This is a genomic window from Pseudomonas sp., assembly GCF_026224925.1.
Lineage (GTDB): Bacteria > Pseudomonadota > Gammaproteobacteria > Pseudomonadales > Pseudomonadaceae > Aquipseudomonas.
Window position 1 is genome coordinate 16,634 of the sequence record NZ_JAMFRV010000431.1, and the last position, 10,727, is coordinate 27,360.

The 10,727-nt window shown below is 55.3% G+C and carries 9 protein-coding genes; 1 reads left to right on the forward strand and 8 read right to left on the reverse strand.

Going from position 1 to position 10,727, the window contains the following annotated elements; translation table 11 throughout:
- Nucleotides 1-29: 29 nt before the first annotated feature.
- Complete coding sequence (gene tadA, locus M0974_RS18640; protein WP_297839970.1) at nt 30-512, reverse strand: tRNA adenosine(34) deaminase TadA; 483 nt, start codon at nt 510-512, stop codon at nt 30-32.
- Complete coding sequence (locus M0974_RS18645; RefSeq protein ID WP_297839973.1) at nt 512-1,885, reverse strand: multicopper oxidase family protein; 1,374 nt, start codon at nt 1,883-1,885, stop codon at nt 512-514. The genes tadA and M0974_RS18645 overlap by 1 nt, the downstream gene beginning before the upstream one ends.
- Before the next feature lie 240 nt (nt 1,886-2,125).
- Here M0974_RS18645 and M0974_RS18650 point away from each other — a divergent pair, with 240 nt between their 5' ends.
- Entirely contained in the window at nt 2,126-5,071 is a 2,946-nt protein-coding gene (locus M0974_RS18650) for a membrane-targeted effector domain-containing toxin (RefSeq protein WP_297839976.1), read from the forward strand.
- Nucleotides 5,072-5,330: 259 nt separating this feature from the next.
- On the opposite strand, the gene M0974_RS18655 is transcribed toward M0974_RS18650, so the two are convergent.
- The 6 genes from M0974_RS18655 to M0974_RS18680 all read right to left on the reverse strand — a co-directional run bounded on the left by M0974_RS18655 (nt 5,331) and on the right by M0974_RS18680 (nt 10,530).
- Nucleotides 5,331-5,780 carry a DUF4157 domain-containing protein gene (locus tag M0974_RS18655; protein WP_297839979.1) on the reverse strand — a complete coding sequence of 150 codons (450 nt, stop codon included), beginning with the start codon at nt 5,778-5,780 and terminating at the stop codon, nt 5,331-5,333.
- Nucleotides 5,777-6,604, reverse strand: coding sequence for an ATP-binding protein (locus M0974_RS18660; protein ID WP_297839982.1), 828 nt, complete (start codon nt 6,602-6,604; stop codon nt 5,777-5,779). Before M0974_RS18660 ends, M0974_RS18655 begins: the two co-directional genes overlap by 4 nt.
- A gap of 3 nt (nt 6,605-6,607) precedes the next feature.
- Entirely contained in the window at nt 6,608-7,144 is a 537-nt protein-coding gene (locus tag M0974_RS18665; RefSeq protein ID WP_297839985.1) for a hypothetical protein, read from the reverse strand.
- A 175-nt stretch (nt 7,145-7,319) separates the two neighbouring features.
- Nucleotides 7,320-8,165, reverse strand: coding sequence for a hypothetical protein (locus M0974_RS18670; RefSeq protein ID WP_297839987.1), 846 nt, complete (start codon nt 8,163-8,165; stop codon nt 7,320-7,322).
- 25 nt (nt 8,166-8,190) lie between these two features.
- Complete coding sequence (locus tag M0974_RS18675) at nt 8,191-9,885, reverse strand: hypothetical protein (protein WP_297839989.1); 1,695 nt, start codon at nt 9,883-9,885, stop codon at nt 8,191-8,193.
- A gap of 72 nt (nt 9,886-9,957) precedes the next feature.
- Nucleotides 9,958-10,530, reverse strand: a complete 573-nt coding sequence (locus M0974_RS18680) for a contractile injection system tape measure protein (protein WP_367279036.1) — start codon at nt 10,528-10,530, stop codon at nt 9,958-9,960.
- Nucleotides 10,531-10,727: the final 197 nt, after the last annotated feature.

Below are 10,727 nucleotides of genomic sequence, written 5' to 3' on the forward strand. Positions count from 1 at the left end.
TCGGTCCCACAGAGATTTGCAGACAATATTCAGACCTTCGCCCGCCGCGCTTTGAAGAATTCACTCAACATTGTCCCGCACTCTTCGGCCAACACCCCACCTTCGAACAGCACCCGATGGTTGAGAAATCCCTGAGTAAAAAACTGCCCCTGACTCTGAACGATGCCGGCCTTGGGCTCGAGCGCGCCGTACACCACCCGGGCAATGCGTGAATGCACGATCAAACCGGCGCACATGCTGCACGGTTCGAGGGTGACGTAGAGGGTGCTGCCTGACAGCCGATAATTACCCAGCGCCTGCGCAGCCGCCCGAATCGCGACCATTTCCGCATGAGCGCTGGGGTCGTGGCCACTGATCGGGCAGTTAAAGCCGCGACCAATGATTTCGCCGTTTTGCACCACCACCGCCCCCACCGGCACTTCGCCCAGCACCCCACCTTGGGCGGCGAGCGCCAGCGCTTCGCGCATAAAGTGCTGATCCTGACTGCGATCAATAATCTGTGGCTGCCTCATCAGGACACCTCAATTGCGGCCATAAGCCCGGTTTCCATGTGGTCAATCACATGGCAGTGGAACATCCAGATGCCGGGATTATCGGCCACCAATGCCACGCGAGCGCGCTCGTTTTTTCCTAACAAATAGGTATCGGTGAAATACGGGATGATAGCTTTGCGGTCCGAGGCGATGACCTTGAAGCTCATACCGTGCAGGTGAATCGGATGTTGGTACTGAGTCATGTTCTTCAATTCGAAAATATAGCTTTTACCTTTCACCAGCTTGGCGATAGGCCGGTCCGCACAGGTTTTGTCGGTAATGTCCCACGCCTTGCCGTTAATCTGCCACAGGCTTGGCGGCGCACCGTTTTCGACGTTGACTGAGACGGAGCCCACCCATTCGAAATTGAAGTTGAGCGTCTCCGCACTGGCCAGGTCTGGTTCTGCAATCGGATTGGCTGGCAATGGTCGCGGCCATGCGCCCGGCGCCTCGTTGTTGGCGACTGAGCGAAAGGTACCCAAGCGAACAGGCCCATTGCGTATCGAAATCTCTTTTCCGGCGGCCGGGGCCTTTATCGCCAAGCACACGCGCATACCCGGTCCCAGCCAGTAATCCTTGCCCAGCGGGCGAGGCGTGATCGGGTTGCCATCCAACGCGTAAATCTGCGCCTCAGCGTCCGGCAGGTTCAGGCGGTAGGTTAGGGTGTTGTCGAGGTTGAGCACCCGCACCCGAACAATCTGCCCCGCAGGCAAGTCGATGATCGCCTGTGGCACGCCATTGATCGTCGACAAGCGCCCCGCCGTTCCGCCTCGGGCAGCTTCCCGGGGCACACTAAAATCGGTGAAGGCGCCTGCCTCGTCAACATGCCAGCTTTTCAGGCTGAGTGTTCGCTCGTGCTTGAACCCCGTCGGTTCGCGCTCTTCCACGATCAATGCGCCCACCAAGCCACGCCCCAGTTGCTCACTGCTGTTCACGTGCGGGTGATACCAATAGCTTCCCGCATCAGGAACCCGGAACTGGTAATCGAAGTACTCACCCGGTAGCACCGGTAACTGCGACACGTAGGGCACACCGTCCATTTCCAGCGGTAAACGAATGCCGTGCCAATGAATAGTCGTCGGCACTGGCAGCTTATTAACGAAGCGCACCCGCAGCCAATCGCCTTGGCGCACGCGCAGCTCAGTGCCAGGCACAGTGCCACCGAACGCCCAGGCCGGGGTTTGATGACCGGCAACCAACTCAAGGTCCAACGGCGCGGCGATCAGTTCGTAGACTGGGCCAACCGGTGAATCCCGGCGTCCCAGCCAATATCGCGATGCGCCACCCGCGCCGAAACCGACAACGGCAAGACCGACTAGACCGCCAAGCAGTTGCCTACGGGTAAATGACATGAATACAAAAACGCCTGAGTAAACACAAAACGCCCCGTTATACAGAGAAGCGCAACGGCATGGAAAAGGGCCGCCACGATACACCGCGTCACGCGCCAGGCAAAACGCCCACGTTTATAGCCTGCTAACACCGGGCTGATTGGGTGCTCCTGTTGATGCATTCAAGCCCAATAAATAGTTAGTGCCAAACAGGTAGGGTCATCGGCCACTATGGGGATCACCTTTTTCACGGATGAAAAAATGCACTCGTTTAAACCGTTCCAACAATCGACCGGCGCATCGCCCGACGAAGCAGCACTTAAAATCATGGGCCAGCGACTGGTAGAGGCCTGCCCGGACATGCTCGAAATGGCGCGGGACGCGGCGAAGGAAATCCTTCGTAAACGCACCGGGGCCGACCTTGAACCCGATCATGTTTATTGGCACCGATTTTCCACTTCAGTCAGTAGCCCACGGACATTCAGCGGCTGGCAACATTACGACCCACCCATTGAATCCCTGACGCTGCCGCAATTGGTCATGCGCCGTTTCAACGCCCACGACCAGGACAATGCGCTCGACCTTCAAGTGATTGGAGGCTTTTACACCGCTGGTCCATCGGCCAAGGTTTTCAATGAAACCAATGAAGTCAGGCTGCTGCCTGCCGAGGTGTTGAGCGACCTTTGGGAGATTGATTTCAGCAGCCGCTATGCCGCAAAACGGCAATCTTTCTGGCAGGACTACGCCGATGACTTCCGGACCATGGCCAAAGCCAACTTCATCGCCCGCGCACTGGAGGAACGCGACGGTGGCCGGCTGACAGCAAAAAACTTCAACACCGTCATCAGCGCCGTCTGTGGAGATGTTTCCGGGCCCATAAGTCTGGAGATGCTCAGATCCGAAGCGCCTGGTGCCAATAACCTACGTGTGTGCGTGCTTGATATAGATGGCATTGCTGCCAGCAATATAGTGCGCATCATCGACCAGCACGGCAGGCAAATAGTCTATGTGCCTGGCGACATTGATGCGTTCCATGTGTTCGAAACGCCGGACGACCTTCAGTGGTGGATCATGTCGCAGACCAACAGAGCGCAGAACCGCGCCGCGTTTATGGCGCACTTCCCCTTGTCCAGCCATGTACAAGACAACAGCTCCATTGGCTTGAACAACATGATCGACCTGCTGTTCAGTCAGTGGGGAGCCCCCGGTCCAGGCATTCTCAACCAAAGTGATCAACCCATTGCCGGAGACGCCTTTACATGGATGCGTGACGCGGCAAAAGATCGAATGATGGCAGACGCGTACTTTTCCGTGCACTCCAATAGCGACCTGAGAAAGCAACTGTGGATTGGCTTTCTGAATAACTTCTCGCGGATCGCCGGTGGAGTAGCCGCGCTCGATTGGCCCGTTGCATTGGTGGCAGTGGGTGCGGGCCTGACCAATACGGGTCTGAACATCGATCAAGCAGTTAATGGCCACACCACCGCAGAGCGTAAAGCAGGTGTCATTGGTGCGATTCTCAGCAGCGTGGATGCGCTGTTCAATAGCCTTTTTCTTATCGGGGCCGGAGGGGCATCTGCAGAAGGCGAAGCGACACTGGAAGTAATCGTACCCGAGGAAGGGATTAACCCCATCGAACCGATTGAACACACCAGCCTCGTCGCTGAGCTTGAATCATTGGCACCCGGTCCGGTGTACCCGGTGCAAAGTGATGCACTGTTGGCGCCCTTCGAAACCAACGTATTGCTCGATAGCTACACGCCATTGAACAAGGGCAGGATGCGCGGCATTTACATCCTGGAGAACGGCGAAACGTACATTTCAATGGATGACTTCGCCTATGCAGTGCGCTATTCCAATGAGATTAAAAGCTGGGTGATGATCGACCCCTCCAATCCTTTCTCGTTTTACCGAAATTTGCCCGTGCGCTTGAATGCCACTGGCGAATGGGAGCCGGTGTTGGCCAATGGGCTAAAAGGCGGCGGCAAGATCCTCGGTAAACTGCCTTGGGGCCGTGCAGCCACGATCGCCCCTGAGGTCGAGCCAGTTATCAACCCGTACGATGTAGTGGAGTTGGAGAAAGCAGATTTACGCGCCGCCGCGGAGGGGGCATCCCAAAACGTGCTCAGCGGTCAGAACGTAAGCCTGGCACCGGGCTGGCGCGATCCTTATGTGCGATTCAGGGCCACCAGACTGCGTTTATCTGCGGACGCCGATGCGTTCTACGCAAAACTTGAACTACCACCGCGGCCAGAAATGCCCGTGCTGGAGGCGACAACCAAGGGTAAAACCTTGTTTAAAAAGATGTTCGAAAAAAGCTCTGGCTTGGTCATCGGAGAAAACCACTCAAGCATCGGCAGCAAACAGATTTTGATTGAGAACATGCCGCAACTGGCTAAGCTCAAGGTGAAAACCCTGTACATGGAACACCTGCTTACAGACTTCCATCAAGCGGACCTCGACCTTTTTGCCCGTACGGGCAAAATGCCGAAAGGCCTTAAGCGTTACATTGACAGTCTTGATGGCGGCCACCGTACAGACCCCAGCGGGCGGTATACGTTTTTGGCACTGATCAAAACGGCAAACGAAAATCATATTCGCATCCAAGCGATAGATTGTATGGCCAGCTACCGGCTAGCCGGAATGCCCGATCCTAGCGAAACGCTTCGGCAAAAAATGATGAACTTTTTCTCCTCTAGCGTTATCCGCGCCGACCAAGCTGCCCGGGGCCCGAGTCGATGGGTAGCCTTGGTGGGTAACAGCCATGCCAATACGTTCAAAGGAGTGCCAGGTGTCAGCGAACTGGACGGCGCCATCGGCCTGAAGATTGAAGACGTCCCCAAGGGCCAATCCAAGGGTGTCGAAGTGGACCCTGGCCGAGACATGATAGACAACCTAGGTCGTGACGCGGGCCGCGTTCAAAGCGACTTCCGGCTGCAGATGGAGACACGCCCGGCAGAAGTAGCGCCGGACACGTCTGACGAGCGGCTGGTTCGGGTAGGTATGTTCACTATCGACAATACTGCCGAGCCAGTGTTGATTCACCGCAGCGGGGAGAACGTGCTTGTACGTACGCCGATCAAATCGGATGGCGGGCATTTTTATATCGAAAGACCGAAATGGCCGTACATCAGCGGTCGACGCTTTGACAGTATTCGAGAGCTGGTGAGTGCGTTGATGCTGATGGGTATGGAGTGGGTGGACTGATATTTAAGCTATAGGCGTCAGTTAGTTACTGAGTTCTATCGGAAAGCCGCGGATTAAGATTAGCGGCTTTTTGATTGGGCCTCGTCAGTGAGTGTCGGGCGAGGTTTTGAAGCGTTCGGACTCCAAACGCTTAAGTCAAAGGCAGAAGCCGTTGCGCCGGATAAGTAGGCCATAGGAGTTTCATCTTCAAGTCCCATCGACGCGCGACTGGTCCGGCTCTGTGTCCGGGGGGCGGAGGACGTGTCGGTATTTCCCTTGGCTACTTTCCACAGGGCTTGGCCCGCGCGCCCATTGCATCCGCCTCAGCTTCCAGCCCGGGATTGTCGTTGACCGCCATACCCTTCATCTGCCGAGTCGGCCTAACCCGCCCCTGCGCCTGCAGCACCACATGCCACGCCTCATGCGGCAAATGCTTCTCCTGCCCGGAAGCCAGATGAATTTCACTCCCCTGCGCATAGGCATGGGCATTCAATTGCGCCGGTTTCTCGGAGTTATAGTGAACCTTCACATGGTCCATGCTCATGCCCGAGAGGGATTCAATCCCGGCCTTAAGCTGGTTCGGCAGACCCGTGTTATTAGGTGATGCTTCTTTGGCCTGTACCGCCGATGTGCGATTGTCCTGCAGCACTGCCGCGCTCTGCCGTTGGAGGACGGGATCGGCATTGACGCTGGCAGTTTTTTTCTTGCTCTGGGGAATAAGTTCACTCATGACGCTTGGCTCCTGCCGACTTGTATGGTTTTGTTATCTTTGCGCAGCTCGCGTTTGATGCCGTCCAGCAAATCGCTACTGCTCACTGTGCGACTGTTACGGCTGATGGCATTGAGGGCGCAGTAGCGCAGGACGTTGATGATGGCGCCGCCAGCCAGTTCGTGGTCGTTGGCCAATTGCGGCAAGTCGACATCGGCCTCCAGTTCGCAAACGCCGTCGAACGCGTTTATCCACAGCTGCAAGCGTTGCGCCGCTGAGGGCATGGTGAAGTGGATCATCGACTGAACGCGCCGGGTGAAGGCTTCGTCCATATTGGCCTTGAGGTTGGTGGCGAGGAGGACGGTACCGGGGAAGCTTTCGATGCATTGCAGCAAATAGCCAGCTAGTTGGTTGGCAGGACGATCGTTGGAGGTCGACGCGCTGGTGCGCTTGCCGAATAGCGCGTCGGCTTCGTCGAAGAACAAAATCCAGTTCTTGTAACGGGCAACATCGAATACCTTGCCGAGATTTTTTTCGGTTTCATCCATATATTTCGACACCATCATAGACAAGTCCACCCGATACACCTCGCGCCCGCTGACTTTGCCCAGCAAGGCGGCGGTCAGGGTTTTGCCGGTGCCGGACGGGCCGTAGAAGACTGCGCGAAAACCTGGCTTAACCTTATTGCCCAGCCCCCAGTCCTGCATCAGCGTCTGGCCGTGGGCAAGCCAGGTACGGACCTCTCCCACCTGTGCTGCCACGCTGTAGTCCAGGACCAGATCGGACCATTGCAACGGCGTAGTCATCGGACTGGCGGGAAACGCGGGGCTCAGTTCCAGACGCACCTGTTAGCCCGTCAGCAGGTAATGCAGCCACTGCTCGGACATCGACAGCACACCCGCCATCAGCGGCACTTTATCGTCGCTACGCTCCAAAGTGAGTAGCTGTTGCGCGGCAAAGCGATGCTGCGGGGAGAGGATGCGTAGCGCTTCCAGACGGCTGAGCGGGTCGTTGGCGCTGAGCAGGAACGCCAGCGTCTGCCCGGTCGGCAGGAAACCGTTGAAGGCCTTTTCGGTATGGCCGCCAAACTCAGTGAAGCCACGGCCGCTGACACCGTTGACTCCAAAAAAGATATCCAGTGCTTCAGGTCGCAAATGCGGGGCCAGAGCGAGGGCCAGCGCTAGACGCTCATGGCGGTCGAGTTGCCAGTCCTGTATTTGGCACCCATAAATGCTTTCAGGGTCCAGCTCGGGGGCGGGAATTTCCTCAGCAGATTGCTCATGGCCATCCTGCTTCAGATAACGGGAAACTACCTGATCGATGACGGCAACCGACCAGTCCAGCTCACGGTACAAGGCATCGAGATTTTGCGTATGGCTGTACATCGTTGGCCTTCCTTAGTTATCGCAGACAGCTATCAAGTCAACTATCCGACCAGCAATTCAACATCCTCCAGGCTCATGTCGGCCCAGGAGAAGAACACTTGGTTCAACCCCATTCTATGGGCTCAAGTTCAATCGACGGGGTGGCAGTGGAACAGTCCGCCTCGCCGCATCTGACTTACGCAGCATAAGCCGCTGCCGTGGCAGCTCTAAGGCCCGCCTGCAATGAACTCAACTTCACCGTAGCGAATGCCAGTTGGGACTGAGCATGCGCAAGTTGCTGGCTGACGTTATCGCCGTTCACCAGCGCCGCCTTGTAACTTTTGACGGCGTTGCGATAGAACAGATTCAACGACGCTGCTACGCCACTATTGGCCGAAGCATCTGCGCCAACACCAGACAGCTCAGCTTCCGGCACGCCCATTGATACGTTCCAGCCAGACTTTATTTTCGACTGGAGGACGATCACCTGATCCGCCGCCAAATTGATAATGTTATGAGACTCCAGCAGCGTCGATTCAGCCACATAACAGCTTTGCAGTGCAGTCAGGGTTAACGCCACGGCATTGTTGGCGTCGCTGGTCGACTTGGACATGAACGCCACCAAAGTGTCCGGCACCAGCGGATTCAAAGCTTTCTGCTTGCTGACAATTTGCGTGGCCTTGTTGATGACCTCAACGGAAAAAATCAGCATATTGATAAGGCTCGACATGTTTTTGGATAGCAGTGAAATGTCCGTTGCGACCCTGCTCCCCTGCTCCTTGGCCAATTCATAGTTTTTCGCCAGGCTATCAACGCCGGAGACCAAATCCTTGCCCCGTTTGTAGTTGCTCAATGCGCTGGCTTGACTGTGTTCAGCCTGAAACAGAAGCGCGGTGAACTGGTTGGACTTCGCCTGTATAGCATCGACAATCACCTGATGCTGAGCAACGCGATTTTGAGCGAGCGAGACCTGATTCGTCAGGTGCTGAATGTCCTTGGACTGGTTTACTGCGATGCCATCCACCATAGAGTCGTGAATCATTTCATGTCTCCCCGTACAAGAATAATTAATGATTGGCTGGCAGTGTTATGGCATCCAGCGCGGATGACAGCGCGCTCACATACTCGTCGCCATGATCGTTTGTTTCGCTGTTGATCACGGTCAGGATGTAGGGCTTGTAAGTAGCCTTCGGTTTGAGCACGTTGCCAAAATTGTCGGTGGTGGTCGGATAAATGGAAACACTGTAATGATCCCCGCGACCGTTATCGGGCTGCTTATCGATCGTGCTTTCAGACTGAGCCTCATCGACTGCGGCATCCTCTGGACTTTTTTTCCCGGACGCCTCGCTGGCGCTGATAGGTTCCGCCGTCACATAGTTAGAGGGTGCTACCTGCAGCGCAATATCCTTGTTGAAGTAGATAGACGCTTTTCGGAAGGGGACATCGCGCATCAAGGACTCTTCATGCACAACAGGCTCTTCAATCAGGATGCAACGAAACTCCAGTTTCTTGTGGCCAAGTTCGTTACCAGTAGTGCTGAAATGCAGGGTCGTCAACACGCTCTCGGTCGCGGAAGCAGCCGCTGTATGGCTCCCGGACTTTCTTGCCAATGGCAGGTCTGTAGCCGGAATAAACGGCAAGCTGGGCGAGGTAAGAAGGTTTGCGAAATTGTCGATCGAACGTCGGTACTCCATGGAAAGTTCAATATGCAGGTACGCAACATAGCGCTTGCCGGGTGACACAGGGTCGCCGTTGACGTCCTTTTTCAGTATTACCTTGATAGGCTGCTGGTCGTTATTCTCCAACAAATAATCATCGCGGCGATTGCGCTCAAGCAGTTGCTCAGCCTGGTCGATGGTGAACGTGGTCGCTTGCTCAAATGGCAATAACATCAAGCGATAAGGTTTGTCGGCAAGGAACTTGAGATTTTTGGGCTCAGCGTCTTCGGAAGCTGGCATCGGCGCAGACCAGTTGTGGAACGAAACGCCAATTTCAGAACCGCTATAAACCTCAATTGTCAGCCCCATGTTGAGCTGGGAATTTGCGTTCTGATAGGCACGTCTATTGGCTTTCATCAGGCTATCAATAGCCTTTACGCCGCCCTCGGCCTGACGTTCCAAAGTTAACGCCTGACCCGCAGCAGCGTTGTCAGCGATCAGCCGGCTGGAAAAATCGGCTAATGTCGCCTGGCTCGCCGCAAAAAGAATATCGAGCGCGGACCTGACGTCCGCAGTCTCGTTCAGCACAGACTGAATGATGACTTCCGATGCTTTGCTAGAGGCGTCCATGGCCAGCCTGGACAGCGCCTCGGCTTCGCTGGCAACTTTATTGATACAACTATTGGCATGCGCTACTTGTCGGTACACCTCCGTGTCAAGCAGTGAGGCTATTGTATTGTTCAAGGCCGCTCCAATATCGGCAGCCAATGCGACGACGGCGTTGGAGGCAATATTGACGCTAGCTGCTGCGGTCGCCATGTTGGTGACGCTCAGAGCGATCCTATCGTTGGCCCCTGTAGCGGACAGTTGCAGGTCGCTGATTTGCAACTCACTGAGCAGAACTAGGTGATTGATATTCCGGCCAAGTTCCTCAAGACCGGCCGTTTCAAGCTGCGTCTCATAGGCTTTTATCTCCACGCCTTGAGCATTGTAAAGCAGGTAGTCGTTCGCGACTTTCTCGGCGTTTAGCCGGGCCTGCCCCGTCGATAATACCGCCAGGGTCTTATTAACCGTGTCTTGCAGATTATCGTTATAAGTATTCATTCGTGTGTCCTTACAGATTCATGAAAACAAATAGCCCGTTGTTCGCCTCAGGCAACTGCTTGGTGACAACCATCACGTTGGCCAAGTGACATAAATTGCCTTTTCCATCCAGGGAAGTTTGATAACGGAGTATGAATACGGTGAACGCGCTAGTAAAAGATCGTAGGCCCGTCGCTCCACGGTCACATCCCAATGATCCTTGGCATCAGCCAATGATCCGTCCCTCACCAACCAATTACCCCTGAAACCATCAATGCTGGTGCTGCCCGCCTCCGGCCAATATCCAATGAGTGCGCTCAGCAAGCCATGGCACAGCTCTTTTTCTGCATCGCTGATATCAATGGATGACTCCAGAGGCGTATCCAGAGCAATACCGCACAGCAGTTTCTTCAGCGTCACGTAGTGCTCTGGGGTTTGAGTGTCACCTGTTACCAGAAACTGCAAGTAATGCACTGCTCGGCGTTGCGCGCTGTCGCTGACAAACACATCGTTTTCAGTCAGCTCCAGCCGGGAAAACAGCGGTTTGATATAGCCTTGCAGCAGTACCGGGCCGGCATTGTTAATCGGTATGGGCATCAGGTTTACCTGTCGTTTAAGTCGGGACGCCTGGGCTGTCGTGGTTGTGCTCAGACCCAACGGGTACATGTCGAATTTTATACATCACGGAAGGTAAGTAGCTGATGCCCATGGCCGGGGTTGAATCACCACATCATCGCTCGTTTAAAGATGCTGAGTTGGTGAGCGCGCTGACGCTGATGGGGATAGATTGGGTTCAGTAACCACAAACCATACTACTTACCCGCCGATGAACACGGTTACATCGCCCAGCACTATGCTGCCGC